The sequence below is a fragment of the Mesorhizobium sp. BR1-1-13 genome, from assembly GCF_020165515.1.
Taxonomy (GTDB): domain Bacteria; phylum Pseudomonadota; class Alphaproteobacteria; order Rhizobiales; family Rhizobiaceae; genus Mesorhizobium.
This window is the reverse complement of record NZ_JAIUIH010000016.1, coordinates 60,066-79,162: the sequence shown is the minus strand read 5'-3', so window position 1 is coordinate 79,162 and position 19,097 is coordinate 60,066. Positions and strand designations below refer to the sequence as shown.

Genomic DNA, 19,097 nt, shown 5'->3' with positions numbered 1-19,097 from the left:
GGAGACCTGTCATGAACAAGATCGATATGCTGCCAGCGGGCACGCTCAAGGAGGGCAAGGAGCGCTACAAGTCAGGGGTCATCCCTTACAAGAAGATGGGCTACTGGGAGCCGGACTACACGCCCAAGGAGACCGATCTGATCGCCATGTTCCGGATCACGCCGCAACCCGGTGTCGACCACGAGGAGGCAGCGGCCGCCGTCGCCGGTGAATCGTCGACCGCAACTTGGACCGTGGTGTGGACCGACAGGCTGACAGCGTGCGAGCTCTACCGCGCCAAGGCGTTCAGATCCGAGCCGGTTCCAAACACCGGTCCCGGCACCAAGACCGAGCAACAGTACTTCGCCTACATCGCCTACGACCTCGACCTGTTCGAGCCGGGCTCGATCGCCAACCTGACCGCATCGATCATCGGCAACGTGTTCGGCTTCAAGGCGGTCAAGGCGCTGCGGCTGGAAGACATGCGCATCCCGGTCGCCTATCTCAAAACCTTCCAGGGACCTGCAACCGGCATCGTGGTGGAGCGTGAGCGGCTCGACAAGTTTGGCCGTCCGCTGCTCGGCGCGACCACGAAGCCGAAGCTCGGTCTGTCAGGCCGCAACTATGGCCGCGTCGTTTACGAGGCGCTGAAGGGTGGCCTCGACTTCGTCAAGGACGACGAGAACATCAACTCGCAGCCCTTCATGCACTGGCGCGACCGCTTCCTCTACTGCATGGAGGCAGTGAACAAGGCTTCAGCTGCGACCGGCGAGGTCAAGGGCCATTATCTCAACGTCACCGCCGGCACGATGGAGGAGATGTACGAGCGCGCCGAATTCGCCAAACAGCTTGGCTCCTGCATCATCATGATCGACCTCGTCATCGGCTACACGGCGATCCAGTCGATGGCCAAGTGGGCACGCCGCAACGACATGATCCTCCACCTGCACCGCGCCGGCAATTCGACCTATTCGCGCCAGAAGAACCACGGCATGAATTTTCGCGTTATCTGCAAATGGATGCGCATGGCCGGCGTCGACCATATCCATGCCGGCACTGTGGTCGGCAAGCTGGAAGGCGATCCGCTCATGATCAAGGGGTTTTATGACACGCTGCGCGAGGAGCGCACGCCGCAGAACCTCGAGACCGGGCTGTTCTTCGATCAGGACTGGGCCTCGCTCAACAAGGTGATGCCCGTCGCCTCGGGCGGTATTCATGCCGGCCAGATGCACCAGTTGATCCATTATCTCGGCGAGGACGTCATCTTGCAGTTCGGTGGCGGCACGATCGGCCATCCCGACGGCATCCAGGCAGGCGCGACGGCCAATCGCGTTGCATTGGAAGCGATGATCGTGGCCCGCAACGAGGGACGCGACTATTTGCGCGAAGGAACCAAAATCCTCGAGCAGGCGGCCAGATGGTGCACGCCGCTGAAGGCGGCCCTGGAGACCTGGAAGGATGTCACCTTCAACTATGAATCGACCGACACGGCCGACTTCGTGCCAACCGCAACGCCCAGCTTCTAGAAGAAAGGAACCGTCGCCATGATGACCAACCCGGGAAACAAGGTCACGCAGGGACAGTTCTCGTTCCTGCCCGATCTCACTGATGAGCAGATTTCGGCGCAGATCAAATATGCGCTGAAGAACCACTGGGCGGTCAGCGTCGAGTACACGGATGATCCGCATCCGCGAAACACCTATTGGGAAATGTACGGCAACCCGATGTTCGACTTGAGAGACCCGGCGGGCATCCTGCTTGAAGTCAACGCTTGCCGGAAAGCCTGTCCGAACATGTATGTCCGGGTAACCGCCTTCGATTCGACCAAGGGATGGGAAGCGCCGCGCATGTCGTTCATCGTCAACCGGCCGCCCAGGGAACCCGGGTTCCGGCTGCTGCGCCAGGAGCGTGACGGCCGCAGCCAGGGTTATTCGATCGTGCCTTATGCGACCGACAGGCCCGAGGGCGAGCGGAGCTAGCCGAAACCATGCTGGACACGATAGCAAAGGGCGCTGGCGCGCAGGACGAATCGGTTGATCTGCAGGCCGAGTTCGAAGCGTCCAACATCGACGAGGTGATGGACAAGCTCGACCGCGAACTCGTTGGCCTGAAGCCCATCAAGAACCGCATCCGCGAGATCGCGGCTCTTCTCCTGGTCGACCGGCTTCGCCACAAGTTCGGGCTGACCTCGGGCGCACCGACGCTGCATATGAACTTTACGGGAAATCCCGGCACGGGCAAGACCACCGTGGCGCTGAGAATGGCCGAAATCCTGCATCGCCTCGGCTATGTCCGGGAGGGCCACATGGTCGCGGTGACGCGCGACGATCTCGTCGGCCAATATGTGGGCCACACCGCACCCAAGACGCGCGACGTGATCAAGCGTGCCATGGGCGGCGTGCTTTTCATCGACGAGGCCTATTACCTCTACAAGCCCGAGAACGAACGCGACTACGGCCAGGAATCGATCGAGATCCTGCTGCAATGCATGGAAAACAACCGTGACGACCTGGTCGTGATCCTTGCCGGCTACAAGGACAAGATGGATCGTTTCTTCGACAGCAATCCCGGCATGCGTTCGCGCATCGCCCACCACCTCGATTTTCCCGACTACGGCGTCAGCGAGCTGAAATCGATCGCCGAGATCATGCTGGCGGAGCAGAATTACCGCCTCAGCGAAGCGGCCGCCCAGGCGCTCGAAGAGTATCTTCCGATCCGCATGAGGCTGCCGCATTTCTCCAACGCGCGCTCGGTGCGCAATGGGCTGGACCGGGCGCGGCTTCGCCAGGCCAATCGGCTTTTCGCATCGCGAAGCCGTGCCCTGACCAAGGCAGACCTTATCACCATCGAGGAATCCGATATCCGCGGCAGCCGTGTATTCGCGGAAGGGAAGCTCGAAGGCGAACCGGAGACGAAGGCGCGCTGACAGGACGAAGCCGGCTGGCGGGCGACCCCAGACGAAAGACAGAAATTGGAGACGACGACCATGGTCACCAGGACAATCATCGCGCCCTCCGTGCTTTCCGCGGATTTCTCGCGGCTCGGCGACGAGGTCGAAGCTGTCGTTCAGGCGGGCGCCGACTGGATCCATCTCGACGTGATGGACGGGCATTTCGTGCCCAACATCACCTTCGGTCCGCCGGTCATCAAGGCGATCCGTGGCCGAACGGACAAGGTCTTCGACTGCCATCTGATGATCGCGCCGGCCGACCCCTATCTGGCCGCCTTCGCCGATGCCGGTTGCGACATCATCACGGTGCATGCCGAGACTGGACCGCATCTCGACCGCTCATTGCAGGCGATCAGGAATCTTGGCAAGAAGGCCGGGGTGTCGCTCAATCCGTCGACGCCGGAGAGTGTCATCGAGTATGTGCTCGACCGGCTCGATCTGGTGCTGCTGATGACGGTCAATCCAGGCTTCGGCGGCCAGGCTTTCATTTCAGCGGTCGTCGAGAAAGTCAAACGGATCAAGGCTTTGGTTGGCCATCGCCCGATCGACATCGAGATCGACGGCGGAGTCACGGCCGAAACCGCCCCGCTGGTCACGGCGGCTGGCGCCAACGTACTGGTCGCCGGTTCGGCTGTATTCAAGGGAGGCACCGAGGCAGCCTATCGTGCCAATATCGGCGCCATCAGACAGGCGGCCGATGGCGCGATCCGGAAAGCCGCGTAAACCGTTGTCGGGGAGACGAACATGGCTGCGGTCCCACCTGTATGCGATTTCGGCTGGCCCGCCATCGATGCCGTTTTGCCGGGCGTCGACGGCACGTCGCATTCCCTCTTCGGTCACGCCGGCCCGAATGGCCTGGTCGTGGCCTTCATCTGCAATCACTGCCCTTATGTGAAGGCCGTGATCTCTCGCATCGTGCGCGACGCCAATGATCTCAAGGCCGAAGGTATCGGCTTCGTCGCGATCAACTCCAACGATGCCGACGCCTACCCGGACGATTCCTTCGACCACATGAAGCGCTTCGCCATGACGAACGGCTTCAGCTTCCCTTACCTGCACGACGAGGCACAGACCGTAGCGCGCGACTACGCAGCCGTGTGCACTCCCGATTTCTTCGGGTTCAACAGCGAATTGAGACTGCAATATCGCGGCCGGCTGGACGCGTCGCGACGCGAATCCGGACCGCTCGGGCTGCGACGCGATCTGTTCGAGGCGATGAAGCAGGTTGCCCGAACCGGCGATGGCCCGTTCGACCAGATCGCCTCGATCGGCTGCTCGATCAAGTGGAAGGATGCTGCATGAATGTCGGCGCAGGTAGGTCGCTTCGACCGCCGAAGGCGATCCTGTTCGACCTCGACGGCACGCTGGTGGATTCGGCGCCTGATATAACGGTCGCCGTCAACGAGTTGCTGGCCAGCCGCGATCTGCCGCCGTTGCGCCTGGACCAGGTCAAGGCCATGATCGGTGGCGGCGTCAGGAAATTGATCGAGCGGGCATTCGCGGCGTCAGGAGCGCCGCTCATCGGCAACGCGCTGGATGAGGCCAACCGCGTCATGGCGCCGATCTACAGCCGACATCTGACCGGCCTGACAAGACTGATGCCTGGCGTCAGAGAGGTTCTCACACACTTCTACGCGAAGGGAATGGCCATGGGCGTGGCGACCAACAAACCGCAGTTGGCGACTCGCGAGATCCTGCTGCATTTCGGACTGACGGAATATTTCGGTGCGATCATTGGCGGAGACGCTGTGACATGCCTGAAACCCGCGCCCGATGCTCTGCTGCTGGCGCTCGCCCAGCTTGGAGTCGACCCCTGTGACGCGCTGCTGGTCGGAGACAGTGGCGCCGATGCAGGCGCCGCACGCGCCGCCGGCATGCCCGTCATTCTGCTGCGTGGCGGATACACCCATTTTCCTGTTGAAGAGCTTGGCGCCGACCAGGTTTGCGACAGCCTTTTCGACCTGCCTGCGGCGATGCAGGGGCTGCAAGCCGGTGCTTGATCGGGGCGAACGCCGGCCGGACGCACGTTCGAACGGCCGGCGACGCCGCTATTTCGAGAATTGCTTCAAATAGGCGATGACGTTGGCGATGTCTTGGTCCTGCTTGAGGCCGACGAACGCCATCTTCGTTCCTTTGACCATGGCCTTGGGATCGCGAAGATAAGTCGTCAGCGTGGGTTCGTCCCATTTGACGCCGGACTTGCCTGCCGCGACCATCGCTTGGGAGTAACTGAACCCCGGGTGTGTGCCAGCCGTCCGGCCGATGACGCCGTTCAACGACGGGCCGACCTTGTTCTTGTCCTGGTCGGCGACATGGCAGACCTTGCATTTGGCGAAGACCTTCTCGCCCGCCGCGGCATCCTGCGCCTGGGATTGGCTTGTGATAAAGGACACAGCAAACACGACTGCAAAAAATGCGATTGCGCGCATGGGATTTCCTCATGGATCGTCTGGGTGCCCTGGACGATTTTGCGCATGCCGATCTTTCATCCGTTGGCATGCACCTTACGCGGTGGAGTGGAGTATCCGCTTCCCCTTTGTGAAGCGACGCCGCGTGAATCGGAAAGCTAGTTGGCGTGCGGTGAAAGTCAATCGTATAAAGGTATAGAGCTTGGGTACCAGGGTACCGGTATTCGTCTTGTTGACGGCTATCGGGCGAATGCGTAGCTTCAAGACATCCGGTTTCTCCACTGGCACCTCGGGAATCCGGCAACTGGCGATTTTGTCCAGGCTCCTCATTGGGCCGGACCAATCGAGACAGGCGTCCCGGAGCGCAAGAGGTGCTAAATGGATATGGTTGATCTCATATTGACGGTGTGCCTCAGCACCAATCCGGGCAATTGCCGAGACGAACACCTCTATTTCGAGAGCCGCGGCTCTCTGCTCCAATGCATGTTCCTTGCGCCCAGCGAGATCGCGAAATGGTCTCAGGAGCACCCGACCCTCAAGGTCATGCGCTGGAAATGCGCATTTCCGAGCAAGGAACGAGCGATCTGATTGACGTCCTGGAACCCAGGGAGAAGGTGTCATGATGATTTCACGGCGCAACACGCTGCGTCTAGCGGTTCTCGGCACAGTTGCTGCTCTTGCCGCCAGGCCTGTCTTTGCAGCAGCCAGGATTCGCGTCGGTGTCCTGAAGTTTGGAACCGTGAGTTGGGAACTCGACACGTTGAGGCAACACAAATTCGATGTGGCGAACGGGATCGATCTAGAGATCATCGATTTCGCCGGGGAGGACGCGACCAACGTCGCGTTGCTGGCCGGTGCGATCGACATGATCGTCTCCGACTGGCTGTGGGTCTCGCGCCAACGCTCGGAAGGCGGCGACCTCACATTGGCCCCCTATTCGACCGCTGTGGGAGCGATCATGGTGAAGGAAGGATCGCCGATCCGGACGGTCGCCGACCTCAAGCACAGGAAGATCGGCGTCGCCGGTGGCCCGCTCGACAAGAGCTGGCTCCTGATACAGGCCCTGACCAGACGCGACTACGGGATCGACCTGTTGGCAACCAGCGACATCATATTTGGGGCGCCACCGCTGATTTCGGAAAAGGCCATGCAGGGCGAACTCGATGCGGTGCTGAATTTCTGGCATTTCTGCGCCCGTCTCGAGGCCAACGGCTTTCGTCGCTTGATCGGCGTGAACGATGCGACGCGTGCGCTCGGCGCCTTGGGACCTGTGTCGGCACTCGGTTACGTCTTCCATGACCAATGGGCGAACGAGAACCCGGATGCGGCCAGGGGCTTCGTCAGGGCCTCCGCGCAAGCCAAGGACTTGCTGGCGAGATCCGACGAGGAGTGGCTGCGCCTGGCGCCGATCATTCGCGCGGAAGGCAAAGAACTGGAAAAACTGCGCGACCGCTACCGCCAGGGCATCCCAAGACGGTCAGCTGCCGAGGAAGCGGCCGACGCCGGCAGGCTCTATCATGTGCTGGCGGCGATCGGTGGCGCGAAGCTGGTCGGCAGCGCGGCCGAGATGGCGCCCGGCACATTCTGGCAGGACCGCGCGAAATGACCGCACCGGAAACCAGCAACGGCACACGAGGTGCCCCGACGAGCATGTCCGGGCGATCCAGCTTGGCGACAACGCTGATGCCTGCGCTGACCGTGGCGGTTTCCTTGCTCGGGCTTTGCCTGCTGTGGAGCCTTGCGGCGAGTGTCTGGCGGAGCCGTGCCCTCCCGGGGCCGGGACAGGTCTGGCAGGTGCTCCTCAGGGAGGCTGCGAGCGGCGACCTCTTCTATCATCTCGGCGCGACCCTCGGCCGGGTCGCCGCGGCCTATATCGTCGCGATGATCATCGGATCCGTTATCGGCGTTTTGCTCGGCAGCTATCGTCGCGCCGACCGCTTTTTCAACCCATGGATAATTCTGTTCCTCAACATCCCGGCGCTGGTGGTCATCGTCCTCGGCTATATCTGGTTCGGGCTTAACGAGGCGGCGGCGATCGGCGCGGTGGCGGTGAACAAAATCCCGAATGTCGTGGTGACGATGCGTGAGGGCGCCAGGGCGCTTGATCCGAGCTACGCCGAAATGGCCACTGTCTATCGCTTCGGCCCTCTCGATCGCATCCGCCACATCCTGCTGCCGCAGTTGCAACCCTATCTAGCCGCCGCGTCACGATCCGGCATCGCCCTCATCTGGAAGATCGTCCTGGTCGTCGAACTGCTCGGCCGCTCGAACGGCGTCGGCTTCCAGATCCATCTCTATTTCCAGCTCTTCGACGTCGCCGCCATTCTTGCCTACACACTGGCTTTCGTGGCGGTGATGCTCGTCATCGAACTTCTTTTGGTGCAACCCGTTGAACGACATGCAACCCGTTGGCGCCGTCATCCCGCTTAGGGTCGATATCGCTGAAAAGACTTTCAGGTCCGCGCAAGGCGTCTCGATCACGGCGCTTCAGGACCTTTCCTTCGAGGTCCGGCAAGGCGAATTCGCCTGCTTGCTGGGACCGTCGGGCTGCGGCAAAACCACGACGCTGCGTATCCTGCTTGGATTGGACAAGGATTTTTCCGGATCCTTCCAGTTGCCGCAAGGAGGCTCCAGCCGCATCGCGGCCGTGTTCCAGGAGCCGATCTTGCTGCCGTGGCGAACGGTGGAGCAGAATGTCAGGCTGGCGTTGCCGAAAAGCTTGAGAACGAAGAACCTCGACGGTCTGTTTGAAACTCTCGGCCTCGCCGGCATGCGCTCGCTCTATCCTGCGGAACTGTCGCTCGGCCTTGCGCGCAGGGCAGCACTTGCCAGGGCGTTCGCTACCGAGCCGGCGATGCTTGTCCTGGACGAACCGTTTGTCTCGCTCGACCACCAGACCGCCGAGCGGCTTCGTCACCTGCTTCTGTCGGTGTGGTCGGCGCGGCCTACGACCGCCTTGATGATAACGCACGATCTGCGCGAGGCGCTGATGCTGTCGGATCGCATCATCGTGCTCGCGCCGCGACCAGCACATGTGCTCGGCGTGTTCGATGTGCGGCTGCCTCGCCAACACCGCAATTCACAGGTGATGAGCGACCTTCTGCGGTCGTTCCGTCAAAGGTTTCCGGGCGTCACCTGACCGCCCTGATGGCGAAATGCATATCGGAGGACCCCATGCCGATTGATCGGCTACGACGCAGGGTTATGAGTGGCTTTGCCTGCACCGCCGCCAGCGCCGCCTTGCTGCCATGCTGCCTCGGACGAGCCGCCCTGGCCGCGGCCGGCGGCCTGCGGTTCTCGGTCCGCCAAATCGCTGACGGCGTCTTCGCCTTTCAGGGCGTGGATGAATTGATGACCGCAACCAACGACGGTGCGATCTGCAATCTGGGCGTCGTCGTCGGCACCGATGCAGTTGCCGTCATCGACAGTGGCGGCAGCCTGATCGAGGCGCACGCCTTCCTCGCCGCGATCGGAAAGATAACCGCAAAACCGGTTCGCTTCCTGATCAACACCCACATGCATCCCGACCACATTTTCGGCAATGCGGCATTCCGGGAGATCGGCGCGACCCTCGTTGGCCATCGCAATCTGCCGCGTGCCCTCGAGGCGCGTGGCGCGTTCTATCTGCACAATTATCGCGAACAGGTCGGCGAAGCGCTTATGAAGGGAGTCGAGATCGTTTCGCCGGCGATGCTGGTCGACGATCGCCTGGAACTCGACCTCGGCGGGCGCATGCTCGAACTGCGGGCATGGAAGGCTGCGCACACCGACAACGACCTGACCGTCTTCGACCCCGAGACCAGCACGCTCTTTGCCGGCGATCTCGTGTTCATGGGCTCCTTGCCGACGCTCGACGGATCGCTGCTTGGCTGGCTCCGCCAGATGGATGCGCTCGCCGCGATCGGTGCCGCGCGCGTCGTTCCGGGTCATGGTACGGTACCGGCCAACTGGCCGCAGGCGCTGGCAGGAGAACGGCGCTATTTCGAGATTCTGGCGCGGGATATCCGCAAGGCGATCGCCGACGGGACGCCGCTCCGAGAGGCCGTCAAAACCGCCGCCGGAAGCGAACGGGGCAAATGGCACCTGTTCGACGAGTACAATGAGCGCAACGCAACGGCTGCTTTTGCTGAACTCGAATGGGAATAGACCACACCGACATGCGCCAGAGATCATGAAGTGGGGCGATTTGCCAACGCGTCGTCAAAGGCATATTCTAAAAGCAAGCCTGGGCACCACCTCTGTTGCATTGGTGGAGGCATCGAAATGCAAAATCACGCTTACGCGAGCAGGCAGTTCGCCTTGTCGCCTGCATCGTTCTTGGCCGCAATCATCTTGACCATCGGTACGCTGTTCGGCGTCTCCACAACCGCCAACGCACAGCAGACAACGGCTTCTTCGGAGAAGATCTGGGAAGACTTGAAAGGCGACGTGTTCGGCGACCGGGCTATTCTGGTCGATACCGGCGTCATCAGGATCGAAGCGCCAAAGCGGGCGCAAGATGCCGCCATCGTGCCTGTCGACATCTATGTCGACCCAGCCAAGGCTCCGGACGGCATCAAATCCGTGACCTTGATCATCGACGCCAATCCTGCGCCGGTGGCGGCAACGTTCCAGATCGGCAAGGACGCCGGCGTGACACATCTGTCGACACGCGTGCGCGTCAACGACTATTCCTATTTGCGTGCCATAGCGGAGACTCAAGGCGGCCAACTCCACATGGCTCAGACCTTCGTCAAGGCGTCAGGCGGCTGCTCCGCCCCTGCGGTCAAGAACCAGGACGAGGCCATGGCGACGATGGGGCAGATGAAGTTACGCCAATTCCCACCCCAGGAGACGATGAGCAAGGCAGAGGAGTTGCAGTTGATGATCCGCCACCCGAACAATTCGGGCCTGCAGCGGGATCCACTGACCCAGTATTTCATTCCCGCGCATTTTGTTCAGAAGCTGTCGATCTCGCAGGCCGGCCGGCCGATCCTCTCGATGGAAGGTGGAATATCGATTTCGGAAGACCCTAATTTCCGATTCGATTTCACGGCGCACGGCAATGGTGAAATCCAGGTCGAAGCGATCGACACGGATGGCAAGGTATTCCGCAATCAATGGCCGCTGGAGAAAACGGGACTCTGAAGTCTCGAAATACGGTATGCCGCGCTGCCATCGCGATGGGCTTTAGAAGCAACGCACGTCGGCTTCCGACTGCGCACGCTTCAGCTCTGTACGGGCTGCCTTCGCCGGTGCGCTTTCCCGAAACAGACCCGCGTTTTCCCCCGTCGTCAAAGACATGCTCTTGAAGGTCTCGGCCGTCTCATAGTGGTCGTAGGGAAGGATCGAGGCGATGACGTCGATCGAGCAGGAACAGCTTTCCAGCGCCTGACGCGTCTGGCCGTTCGTTCGCATGCAGCCGAGCACGTAGTCGACAACCGTTACTGTGGGATAGTCTCCCGCAGCACCCGCCGGGTTTGCGATGGCCAGTGTCGCGGTGAAGAGCAGCGGCAAGGTCGAAAATCCAACATATCTGATCATGAGGAACCTCCGGTTGGGCCGGGTTCGATGCGCCCGGACGGGATCGGCGTGCCAGTTGGCAACGCGCCGTAAAGCCAGTCAAGCACCCATGGGTTCCGTATACGACCAAAGGAGGAAAGGGCTGTCCACGAGCGATAGCTGTGCATGACGACTTGATGACCGGCTCCGCGCCCGGGCTCCCGCGACCGCTTCGTATCTCGCTCAATACCGGGGAACGACGAGACTTTTTACATGCCATCCAAGATGGGCAGTGATAAACATTAGCAAATAAACTCGGTGTATATTAAAATCAAAAGATCGATAGTAAGACTATTTTAATACGGCTCTCGGTCTCCGCGAGGGCGTAAAACACTTCATATTAAGCTTGTAGTTCTTTTCATTTCTGTATATTGCAGTGCATCATTTAGAATATTGCGGTGCAACAATGCACTAGGCCTTTTTTGCTTGCCTAGCCTTTTGGGATGACATAGCCTTTCCCTGTTTCCGGCTTCAAGGGCGTCACCGTCATTAGGGAGCGGCGACAGTCTTTCGTAGGCCAAAGTGAGGTGGGCAGTAACGGTGCCCTCTGCACATCTGGCTTAGGTCGTGACACGCTGCCGGAAATATTTCCCCCCCGTGAATCGCTTGGGCGAGCCCTTGTGGGCCTAACAGTCGATTCATCACTGTGAACCCCGGGAGGAATTCGGATGCGTGTACTTACGAAAGCTACGTATATTCTAACCACTGCGGCGTTTCTGTCGCTCGGCGCGGCCTATACGGCGTCGGCTAACGAGGATCTTGCAAAGCTCGCTTCGGATGCGAAGAACTGGGCGATGCAGACGGGTGATTACGCCAACACCCGCTATTCCAAACTCAACCAGATTACTGCGGATAATGTGAAGAACCTGCAGGTTAAATGGACCTTTTCCACCGGCGTGCTGCGCGGGCATGAGGGTGGACCGCTGATCATCGGCGATGTGATGTATGTCCATACGCCCTTCCCGAACAATGTCTTTGCGCTCGACCTCAAGAATGACGGGAAAATCCTCTGGAAATACGAGCCCAAGCAGGATCCGAATGTCATTCCGATCATGTGTTGCGATACGGTCAACCGCGGTGTTGCCTATGGTGACGGCAAGATCATTCTCAATCAGGCCGACACCACGGTCGTCGCCCTCGATGCAAAGACCGGCAAGGTCGTCTGGTCGGTCAAGAATGGCGACATGACCGACGGCGGCAAAGGCGAATCCGGCACGGCTGCCCCCGTCGTGGTCAAGGATAAGGTACTCATCGGCGTGTCCGGCGCCGAATTCGGCGTTCGCGGCTGGCTGGCCGCCTACAATCTGAAAGACGGCAAACTTGCCTGGAAAGCCTATTCGGAAGGTCCAGACGCCGACACCCTGATCGATCCCGAGAAAACCACGCAGCTGGGCAAGCCGGTAGGCAAGGATTCCGGCACCAACACCTGGGAAGGCGAGCAATGGAAGACAGGCGGTGGCACGACATGGGGATGGTATTCCTATGATCCCAAGCTGAACCTGGTCTACTACGGCACCGGCAATCCCTCGACGTGGAACCCGGTCCAACGGCCTGGCGACAACCGCTGGTCAATGACGATCATGGCCCGCGATGCCGATACCGGTGTTGCCAAATGGCTCTACCAGATGACCCCGCATGACGAATGGGACTATGACGGCATCAACGAGATGATCCTCGTCGATGGCATGGAGGTCAATGGCGCCAAACACGACGTGCTGGTGCATTTCGATCGTAATGGTTTCGCCTACACGATGGATCGCGCCACCGGCGAGCTTCTCGTCGCCAAGAAATACGATCCGGCGGTGAACTGGGCGACGGAAGTCGTCATGGACCCAAAGAGCGAACAGTATGGTCGCCCGCAGGTCGTGGCGAAATATTCGACCCAGCAGAACGGCGAAGACACCAACTCGACGGGTATTTGCCCGGCGGCGCTTGGAACGAAGGATCAGCAGCCGGCTGCCTATTCGCCGAAAACCGGTCTGTTCTATGTCCCGACCAACCATGTCTGCATGGACTATGAGCCTTACAAAGTAAGCTACACCGCCGGTCAGCCTTATGTTGGCGCCACCGTATCGATGTACCCGGCACCTGGCGGCGACGGCAGCATGGGCAACTTCATTGCCTGGGATGCGGCCAAGGGCGAGATCGTCTGGTCGAAGCCTGAGAAGTTCTCCGTGTGGTCAGGCGCATTGGCGACAGACGGCGACGTCGTCTTCTACGGTACGCTCGAAGGTTACATCAAGGCGGTCGATAAGGACGGCAAAGAACTTTACAAGTTCAAGACCCCGTCCGGCATCATCGGCAACATCACCACGTACGAACATGACGGCAAGCAGTACATCGCCGTTCTGTCCGGCGTCGGCGGGTGGGCAGGTATCGGTCTGGCAGGCGGTCTGCTTTCGCCTGACAACGCTGCTGCCTGGCATGGCGCCGTCGATCAGGGCCGTGCGCAAGGCGATCAGACCGCGGTCGTTGGTACCGCTGGTCTGGGTGCCGTCGGCGGCTATGCGGCACTTGCCGACTATACGACGCTGGGCGGTCAGCTCACCGTCTTCGGTCTCCCGGACTGACGGGCGGGGAACCTTAAGCACGCCTCAGGTCTTTTTGGACCGGAGGTTTGAAGAACGAGAGCCCGGATCATCCGAAACCATGGCCGGGCTCTCGATGCGGTTGCACCCCCGACACACCGATCAATGCCGGCCACGATAGCAAAACCGTGTCCACGGCAAATGAAGGAAGCGTTTGAATGTCCGTTCGCATTGTAATTTCGGCTTTCGTCCTGGCTCTGCTGCCTCTGGCAAGCTCAGGCGTGGCGTGGGCCGAGGACAGCATGGAAAAAGCCAAGGCGGTGAAGCAAGAAGGCGGCAAGTATTTGGATGCGGATGGAAATCCGACCTACAAGATCGAGAACGGAACCGTCGACTGGTACACGTTCAGCGGCTACCGCCGGTATCACTCCGATTGCCATGTCTGTCACGGACAGGATGCGACAGGTTCGAGCTACGCGCCGGCCCTGGTCAACAGCTTGAAAACCATGGACTACGCCACGTTCCTCTCGATCGTCGCCGAGGGCCGCAAGAATGTCGGCGGCGGCAAGGAAAACGTCATGCCTGCCTTTGGCGACAACAAGAACGTCTATTGCTACCTGGACGATCTCTATGTCTACCTGCGCGCGCGCGCCGATGGTGCGGCGCCACGCGGCAGGCCGCCAAAGCACGAAGACAAGCCGCAGGCGGCGAAGGATGCCGAAGCATCCTGCATGGGCGGATGACATGAACGGCTGCGGTGCATTGAAGCTGCGCGTCGTTCTGCCGATTCTCGGCGCGCTGGCCTTGTTGCCATCGAACGCGCAGGGGCAAGGCGCCGGCCTCGGCGCGGCGGGAGAACTGGTCGATCCCGACATTCTGCGCGTCTGCGCCGATCCTTCGAATATGCCCTTCACCGACAAGAGCGGCGAAGGCTTCGAAAACAAACTTGCCGAACTGGTAGCCGCGAAAACCGGACGGAAGTCCGTCGCCTATACCTGGTTTCCACTTGTCACCGGCTTCGTTCGCAACACGCTGGGGGCCAACCGATGCGACATCATCATGGGCTATGCCCAAGGCGATGAACTGGTGCAGAACACCAACGCCTATTATCGCTCCACCTATGTGTTGGTTTACCCGAAGGGCAACGATATGGAGGGCGTCGAAACGATCGAGGATCCCAAACTCACGGGCAAGACGATCGGAGTTGTCGAGCGCACGCCGCCAACCGCCAATATGGCCGCCAACAAGCTTCTGCGGACCGCCAAGATCTATCCGCTTGCGGTGGATACGCGTGTCACCCCCTCCATGGGGGAGGTCATGATCAAGGACATGCTGGCCCACAAGATCGACGCGGCGGTCCTGTGGGGGCCGATGGCAGGCTACTATGCCAAGCAACTTGGAGCCGATGTGGCGATTGTTCCGCTGGTAAAGGAAAAAACCGGCTCGCGCATGTCTTACCGCATCACCATGGGCGTACGTCCGTCCGACCAGGAATGGAAGCGGACGCTCAACCGGGTGATCCGGGAAAACCAGGCGGAGATCAACAGGCTCCTGCTGAGTTACAATGTCCCGCTGATAGATGAACACGACAATCCGATCACCCAATGAAGGGAAAGGAGGCGTTTTTGTTGCTGGTCGCTGCGAGCCTTATGGGTCTGGCCGAACCGACGCGGGCCGGCGAGATCGCCGAACCCAGCGGATACCGGATGGACGACTATCGGGCGCCGGTGCCGCCGACGTTGCGAGGCGCCAGGGTGGTGACGACGGCGGAAGCTGAAGTGCTGTGGCGAGCGAAGAAAGCTGTCTTCTTCGACGTGATGCCGAACACGCCCAAGCCGGCAAATTTACCGGCAGGAACGATATGGAGAGACAAGGTTAGAAAGGACATTCCAGGCAGTACATGGCTGGCCAACGTGGGATACGGCGCTATTTCGCAAGAGACCACCAGCTATTTTCGCCAAGGCCTCGAAGCCAAGGCCGGCACGGACAAATCGCGAGCGATTCTGTTCTATTGCATGACGAATTGCTGGATGTCCTGGAATGCCGCCAAACGGGCGATCGAGTGGGGCTACAGTTCGGTAATCTGGTATCCACTCGGCGCTGATGGGTGGGAAGGTGCAAATCTTCCGCTGGAGGTGAAAAAACCATATGAAACGAACAATTGAAGGAAGATTATGCAATTATTTCCGGTAGTTTTGCTTTTCAATTTTCAAAACCTACTTTTTCGTTTGTCCATTTTGAGACGTGAATGGACGAGCCATTGCTTCGGTGCCCTGCAATGGTTGGCTAACAACAGGGATCGGTCCCTTCGGACTGGTATAAGAGGAGAAATGTCATGAAGAAGAACTGGAAAAAACCGACCATGTGCCAGGTTGCTGCGGGCATGGAAATTTCCCGGTATCTGCCTGCCGAAATTACTCCCAAGAGGTAGGCCGCAGAGGTGCGTGTCCCTGGCAACAGGGGCACGCATCCCCGCAAGGGTTTTGGCGAAAGGTTTTGACGCGTGTAGGGCGCGCGCGGCACTTTTCAGGGCTGCAAATTGCCTGCTGGTCAGAGAAGCCGCGGGGCGGGCATTTTCATGCATTTGAGGATCATCGGATCGGCGGCAGGCGGCGGCTTTCCGCAATGGAATTGCAATTATCGTCTCAGTCGCGCGGCCCGCTCCGGGATGGCTGGCGTGCATTCACGAACCCAATCAAGTGTCATCGCCTCGGCGGATGGGATCGGATGGGTTCTTTTCAATGCCTCTCCCGACATTCGCCAGCAGATCGCGGCAACCCCTGAGTTGCAACCTGCGGGCGACGCGCCGCTGCGCTCGACCCCTATCCGCGCGGTGGTGCTGACCAATGCCGATGTCGATCATATCGCCGGACTGCTCAGCCTGCGCGAGCGGCAGCCTTTCGCCATCTACGCAACGGCGCAGGTCCTGGCGACGCTGGAGGCGAATTCGATTTTCAACGTTCTCGATCCGGCGGTCGTGCCGCGGCGCATCCTGCCGACAGCGAAAGAACTGGTCATCTGCGATGCCGAAGGCAGCGAGACCGGCGTGATGATCGAGAGCTTTCCGGTGCCTGGAAAGGTAGCACTCTATCTGGAGGACAAAGACCATCCAGATGCCAATTTCAGCTCCGACGCCGGTGATACGATTGGAGTCCGAATTGCGGGTATCGGCAGCCGCGATTCTGTCTTCTACATTCCAGGCTGCGCACGCATCGATGCGAGGCTGCGCGCCCGTCTTTGCGATGCAGCCTGTCTTCTGTTCGACGGCACTGTCTACACCGACGACGAGATGATCGTCGCTGGCGTCGGTCAGAAAACCGGCGCGCGCATGGGGCATCTGGCGATTTCGGGAGACGCGGGTTCCATCGCCAGCCTGGCCGATGTGAGGCTGCGCCGCCGCGTCTTCGTCCATATCAACAACACCAATCCGATCCTCGACGAGAATTCGGCCGAACACGCGGCAGTCAAGGCGGCAGGCTGGGAGGTCGCAGGCGACGGCATGGAGATGGAATTTTGAACAATTTCCGCGATGCGGCCAAAGGCGGCCTGTCCACGAGCGATCTCGAAGCCGTGCTGAGGCAGGTCGGCGCCGAGCGCTACCACAATCATCACCCCTTCCATCACAGGATGACCAGCGGCGCGCTATCGAAGGCCGAGATGAAGGCCTGGGCGCTGAACCGTTATTGCTACCAGGCTGTCATCCCGCGCAAGGATGCCATGATCCTCGCACATGCCGAGGATCCGGCGTTTCGCGCCGCCTGGCGCAAACGTATCGAAGACCATGATGGGGAGGACGGCTGGAGCGGCGGTATCGCGCGCTGGCTGCATCTGGCAACCTCGCTCGGCCTGGACGCCGAGGCCGTGAAGAGCGAAAGGCTGGCACTGCCGGCGACACGGTTCGCCGTGGGGGCCTATCTCTCCTTTTGCACCAACCGAACACTGTTCGAGGCGGTCGCGTCATCGCTGACCGAGATGTTCTCACCGCTTATCATCGGCGAGCGCGTACCGGCGATGCTGGCCAAATACGATTATATCACCGAGGATACGCTGGCCTATTTCAAGCAACGACCCGAACAAGCCTCGCGCGACGCCGACTTCGCCCTCACCTACGTGCTCAGCCATGCCGATACGGCGGAACGCCAGCAGCAGGCAATAGATGCGCTGGTGTTCAAATGCGATATACTCTGGGCCATGCTTGATGCGCTTCAACACGCCTATGGCGAGCCGGGAAACATACCGCCCGGCGCCTTCCGCCCCGAGGCAGCCCCATGATGATGCTGCGCGAAAGAGCCTTGGTGTCGCTGCGATCGGTACCCTTCCTGCCGAAGCATGTACGCATACAGTACGATTCCGTGCGGCAGGCATTTGCCGTGCTTTCACCGGAGAGAATATTCTGGCCGAACGATATCAGCCTCGACATATTGCGGCGCTGCGACGGACGGTCCACGGTCGGCGAAATCATCGCCGGCCTTGCCACGGATTATGAGGCCGAGGAGGCGGCCGTGGCGGCCGACGTCATCGCCTTCCTGCAAGAGTGGTCGGACAAGCTGCTGGTGAAGCTATGAGCACGCCCCTCCTCCCTCCTATCGGCATGCTGGCGGAACTGACACATCGCTGCCCGCTGCAATGCCCTTATTGCTCCAATCCGCTCGAATTGCAGAAGGCCAATCGCGAACTCGACACGCAGACCTGGCTCAGCCTGTTCTCGGAGGCCGCCGATCTCGGTGTTCTGCAGGTGCATCTGTCCGGCGGTGAACCGACGCTGCGCCGCGACCTCGAGCAATTGATCGCCGGACTTTCAGCGCGCGGCGTCTACACAAATCTGATTACCGCGGGCGTCGGCATCGCCGAGGGCCGCATCGAAGCATTTGCCGAAGCCGGGCTCGACCATCTGCAATTGAGCTTTCAGGGCGCACGGCCTGAGACCACCGAACGCATCGGCAACCACAAAGGCAGCCACGCCAAGAAGCTGGAGACGGCACGCCGCGCGCGAGCTGCCGGCTTGCCTCTCACCATCAACGCGCCGATCCATCGCCATAACATCGAGGAGGTACCGGATTTCATCGATCTTGCCCTTTCACTGGATGCGGAGAGGCTCGAGATCGCCAACGTCCAGTACGCTGGCTGGGCTTTGATCAATCGCGACCAGCTGATGCCCGAGCGTGCAGCGGTCGACCGGCAGGCGGAGATCGTCGCGGAAGCACGCGAGCGGCTGGCCGGCATTATCAACATCGATTTCGTGACACCGGATTATTTCGCCATCTACCCCAAACCGTGCATGGGTGGCTGGGCGCGTGACGCGTTCATGGTGGCGCCTGACGGCACCGTGCTGCCGTGCCATGCCGCGCAGACGATCCCGTCGCTCAGCTTCGAGCGTTTCAAACCACACACCCTGTCCTCGATCTGGGCCGATTCGCCGGCGTTCAATGCCTTCCGCGGCACGGACTGGATGCAGGAACCCTGTCGCAGCTGTGAACGGCGCGAGATCGACTGGGGCGGTTGCCGCTGCCAGGCGATGGCGATCGCCGGCGATGCCGCCGCAACGGATCCGGCTTGCGCGAAGTCGCCGATCCACGCGCGCATGGCGATGCTGATCGACGAAGCCAAGCGGACCGCGACAGTTCCTTCGGAGAACGAACCATTCACCTACCGGCGTATCGGCGTCGCGACCGAGCCCGCCTGACAGATTCT

General features: G+C 60.5%; 21 protein-coding genes. 19 read left to right on the top strand and 2 right to left on the bottom strand.

Annotated elements, in window-relative coordinates:
• The first annotated feature begins 11 nt into the window (after positions 1-11).
• From LB533_RS27265 to gph, 6 genes are read left to right on the top strand one after another with little or no spacing between them, the layout of a single operon-like run.
• A complete protein-coding gene (locus LB533_RS27265; RefSeq protein WP_224678664.1) occupies positions 12-1,505 on the top strand; it encodes a ribulose-bisphosphate carboxylase large subunit in 1,494 nt (497 codons plus the stop codon).
• Positions 1,506-1,523: 18 nt separating this feature from the next.
• Positions 1,524-1,958, top strand: coding sequence for a ribulose bisphosphate carboxylase small subunit (locus LB533_RS27260; RefSeq protein WP_140642627.1), 435 nt, complete (start codon positions 1,524-1,526; stop codon positions 1,956-1,958).
• 8 nt (positions 1,959-1,966) lie between these two features.
• Positions 1,967-2,905: a CbbX protein gene (cbbX, locus tag LB533_RS27255; RefSeq protein WP_140642625.1), complete on the top strand. Its 939-nt coding sequence runs from the start codon at positions 1,967-1,969 to the stop codon at positions 2,903-2,905.
• 60 nt (positions 2,906-2,965) lie between these two features.
• Positions 2,966-3,652: a ribulose-phosphate 3-epimerase gene (gene rpe / locus LB533_RS27250; protein ID WP_140642623.1), complete on the top strand. Its 687-nt coding sequence runs from the start codon at positions 2,966-2,968 to the stop codon at positions 3,650-3,652.
• Positions 3,653-3,673: 21 nt separating this feature from the next.
• Positions 3,674-4,231 carry a thioredoxin family protein gene (locus LB533_RS27245; protein WP_140642621.1) on the top strand — a complete coding sequence of 186 codons (558 nt, stop codon included), beginning with the start codon at positions 3,674-3,676 and terminating at the stop codon, positions 4,229-4,231.
• A complete protein-coding gene (gene gph / locus LB533_RS27240) occupies positions 4,228-4,929 on the top strand; it encodes a phosphoglycolate phosphatase (RefSeq protein WP_140642619.1) in 702 nt (233 codons plus the stop codon). The genes LB533_RS27245 and gph overlap by 4 nt, the downstream gene beginning before the upstream one ends.
• A 48-nt stretch (positions 4,930-4,977) precedes the next feature.
• On the opposite strand, the gene LB533_RS27235 is transcribed toward gph, so the two are convergent.
• Entirely contained in the window at positions 4,978-5,358 is a 381-nt protein-coding gene (locus LB533_RS27235) for a c-type cytochrome (RefSeq protein ID WP_140498230.1), read from the bottom strand.
• A gap of 598 nt (positions 5,359-5,956) precedes the next feature.
• On the opposite strand from LB533_RS27235, the gene LB533_RS27225 reads away from it, so the two are divergent.
• The 5 genes from LB533_RS27225 (at position 5,957) to LB533_RS27205 (ending at position 10,464) form a co-directional block, all read left to right on the top strand.
• A complete protein-coding gene (locus tag LB533_RS27225) occupies positions 5,957-6,943 on the top strand; it encodes an ABC transporter substrate-binding protein (RefSeq protein WP_140642617.1) in 987 nt (328 codons plus the stop codon).
• A gap of 77 nt (positions 6,944-7,020) precedes the next feature.
• Positions 7,021-7,767, top strand: coding sequence for an ABC transporter permease (locus tag LB533_RS27220; protein WP_224557152.1), 747 nt, complete (start codon positions 7,021-7,023; stop codon positions 7,765-7,767).
• Positions 7,736-8,476, top strand: coding sequence for an ABC transporter ATP-binding protein (locus LB533_RS27215; RefSeq protein WP_140642699.1), 741 nt, complete (start codon positions 7,736-7,738; stop codon positions 8,474-8,476). Before LB533_RS27220 ends, LB533_RS27215 begins: the two co-directional genes overlap by 32 nt.
• Positions 8,477-8,541: 65 nt before the next feature.
• Positions 8,542-9,483, top strand: a complete 942-nt coding sequence (locus LB533_RS27210) for a quinoprotein relay system zinc metallohydrolase 2 (RefSeq protein WP_411970908.1) — start codon at positions 8,542-8,544, stop codon at positions 9,481-9,483.
• Positions 9,484-9,600: 117 nt separating this feature from the next.
• Entirely contained in the window at positions 9,601-10,464 is an 864-nt protein-coding gene (locus tag LB533_RS27205) for a quinoprotein dehydrogenase-associated SoxYZ-like carrier (RefSeq protein WP_140642612.1), read from the top strand.
• Positions 10,465-10,506: 42 nt separating this feature from the next.
• On the opposite strand, the gene LB533_RS27200 is transcribed toward LB533_RS27205, so the two are convergent.
• Positions 10,507-10,860 (bottom strand): hypothetical protein, encoded by a 354-nt coding sequence (locus tag LB533_RS27200; protein WP_140498241.1) that lies wholly within the window; start codon positions 10,858-10,860, stop codon positions 10,507-10,509.
• Positions 10,861-11,672: 812 nt separating this feature from the next.
• Here LB533_RS27200 and LB533_RS27195 point away from each other — a divergent pair.
• The 8 genes from LB533_RS27195 to pqqE all read left to right on the top strand — a co-directional run bounded on the left by LB533_RS27195 (position 11,673) and on the right by pqqE (position 19,089).
• Positions 11,673-13,448 carry a methanol/ethanol family PQQ-dependent dehydrogenase gene (locus LB533_RS27195; protein WP_411908890.1) on the top strand — a complete coding sequence of 592 codons (1,776 nt, stop codon included), beginning with the start codon at positions 11,673-11,675 and terminating at the stop codon, positions 13,446-13,448.
• Between the two features lie 176 nt (positions 13,449-13,624).
• Positions 13,625-14,149 carry a c-type cytochrome, methanol metabolism-related gene (locus LB533_RS27190; RefSeq protein ID WP_140515133.1) on the top strand — a complete coding sequence of 175 codons (525 nt, stop codon included), beginning with the start codon at positions 13,625-13,627 and terminating at the stop codon, positions 14,147-14,149.
• Positions 14,121-15,014 carry a substrate-binding domain-containing protein gene (locus LB533_RS27185; protein WP_140642697.1) on the top strand — a complete coding sequence of 298 codons (894 nt, stop codon included), beginning with the start codon at positions 14,121-14,123 and terminating at the stop codon, positions 15,012-15,014. Before LB533_RS27190 ends, LB533_RS27185 begins: the two co-directional genes overlap by 29 nt.
• Entirely contained in the window at positions 15,011-15,571 is a 561-nt protein-coding gene (locus LB533_RS27180) for a PQQ-dependent catabolism-associated CXXCW motif protein (RefSeq protein ID WP_140642608.1), read from the top strand. The genes LB533_RS27185 and LB533_RS27180 overlap by 4 nt, the downstream gene beginning before the upstream one ends.
• Positions 15,572-15,984: 413 nt before the next feature.
• Entirely contained in the window at positions 15,985-16,923 is a 939-nt protein-coding gene (gene pqqB, locus LB533_RS27175) for a pyrroloquinoline quinone biosynthesis protein PqqB (RefSeq protein ID WP_140642606.1), read from the top strand.
• A complete protein-coding gene (gene pqqC / locus LB533_RS27170) occupies positions 16,920-17,678 on the top strand; it encodes a pyrroloquinoline-quinone synthase PqqC (RefSeq protein WP_140642604.1) in 759 nt (252 codons plus the stop codon). Before pqqB ends, pqqC begins: the two co-directional genes overlap by 4 nt.
• Positions 17,675-17,971, top strand: a complete 297-nt coding sequence (gene pqqD / locus LB533_RS27165) for a pyrroloquinoline quinone biosynthesis peptide chaperone PqqD (protein WP_140642602.1) — start codon at positions 17,675-17,677, stop codon at positions 17,969-17,971. Before pqqC ends, pqqD begins: the two co-directional genes overlap by 4 nt.
• Positions 17,968-19,089, top strand: coding sequence for a pyrroloquinoline quinone biosynthesis protein PqqE (gene pqqE, locus LB533_RS27160; protein WP_140642601.1), 1,122 nt, complete (start codon positions 17,968-17,970; stop codon positions 19,087-19,089). Before pqqD ends, pqqE begins: the two co-directional genes overlap by 4 nt.
• Positions 19,090-19,097: the final 8 nt, after the last annotated feature.

Coding starts and splice junctions, on each gene's coding strand:
- LB533_RS27265 (WP_224678664.1), top strand. CDS start 12: ATGAACAAGATCGATATGCTGCCAGCGGGCACGCTCAAGGAGGGCAAG.
- LB533_RS27260 (WP_140642627.1), top strand. CDS start 1,524: ATGATGACCAACCCGGGAAACAAGGTCACGCAGGGACAGTTCTCGTTC.
- cbbX (WP_140642625.1), top strand. CDS start 1,967: ATGCTGGACACGATAGCAAAGGGCGCTGGCGCGCAGGACGAATCGGTT.
- rpe (WP_140642623.1), top strand. CDS start 2,966: ATGGTCACCAGGACAATCATCGCGCCCTCCGTGCTTTCCGCGGATTTC.
- LB533_RS27245 (WP_140642621.1), top strand. CDS start 3,674: ATGGCTGCGGTCCCACCTGTATGCGATTTCGGCTGGCCCGCCATCGAT.
- gph (WP_140642619.1), top strand. CDS start 4,228: ATGAATGTCGGCGCAGGTAGGTCGCTTCGACCGCCGAAGGCGATCCTG.
- LB533_RS27235 (WP_140498230.1), bottom strand. CDS start 5,358: ATGCGCGCAATCGCATTTTTTGCAGTCGTGTTTGCTGTGTCCTTTATC.
- LB533_RS27225 (WP_140642617.1), top strand. CDS start 5,957: ATGATGATTTCACGGCGCAACACGCTGCGTCTAGCGGTTCTCGGCACA.
- LB533_RS27220 (WP_224557152.1), top strand. CDS start 7,021: ATGCCTGCGCTGACCGTGGCGGTTTCCTTGCTCGGGCTTTGCCTGCTG.
- LB533_RS27215 (WP_140642699.1), top strand. CDS start 7,736: ATGCAACCCGTTGGCGCCGTCATCCCGCTTAGGGTCGATATCGCTGAA.
- LB533_RS27210 (WP_411970908.1), top strand. CDS start 8,542: ATGAGTGGCTTTGCCTGCACCGCCGCCAGCGCCGCCTTGCTGCCATGC.
- LB533_RS27205 (WP_140642612.1), top strand. CDS start 9,601: ATGCAAAATCACGCTTACGCGAGCAGGCAGTTCGCCTTGTCGCCTGCA.
- LB533_RS27200 (WP_140498241.1), bottom strand. CDS start 10,860: ATGATCAGATATGTTGGATTTTCGACCTTGCCGCTGCTCTTCACCGCG.
- LB533_RS27195 (WP_411908890.1), top strand. CDS start 11,673: ATGCAGACGGGTGATTACGCCAACACCCGCTATTCCAAACTCAACCAG.
- LB533_RS27190 (WP_140515133.1), top strand. CDS start 13,625: ATGTCCGTTCGCATTGTAATTTCGGCTTTCGTCCTGGCTCTGCTGCCT.
- LB533_RS27185 (WP_140642697.1), top strand. CDS start 14,121: ATGCCGAAGCATCCTGCATGGGCGGATGACATGAACGGCTGCGGTGCA.
- LB533_RS27180 (WP_140642608.1), top strand. CDS start 15,011: ATGAAGGGAAAGGAGGCGTTTTTGTTGCTGGTCGCTGCGAGCCTTATG.
- pqqB (WP_140642606.1), top strand. CDS start 15,985: ATGCATTTGAGGATCATCGGATCGGCGGCAGGCGGCGGCTTTCCGCAA.
- pqqD (WP_140642602.1), top strand. CDS start 17,675: ATGATGATGCTGCGCGAAAGAGCCTTGGTGTCGCTGCGATCGGTACCC.
- pqqE (WP_140642601.1), top strand. CDS start 17,968: ATGAGCACGCCCCTCCTCCCTCCTATCGGCATGCTGGCGGAACTGACA.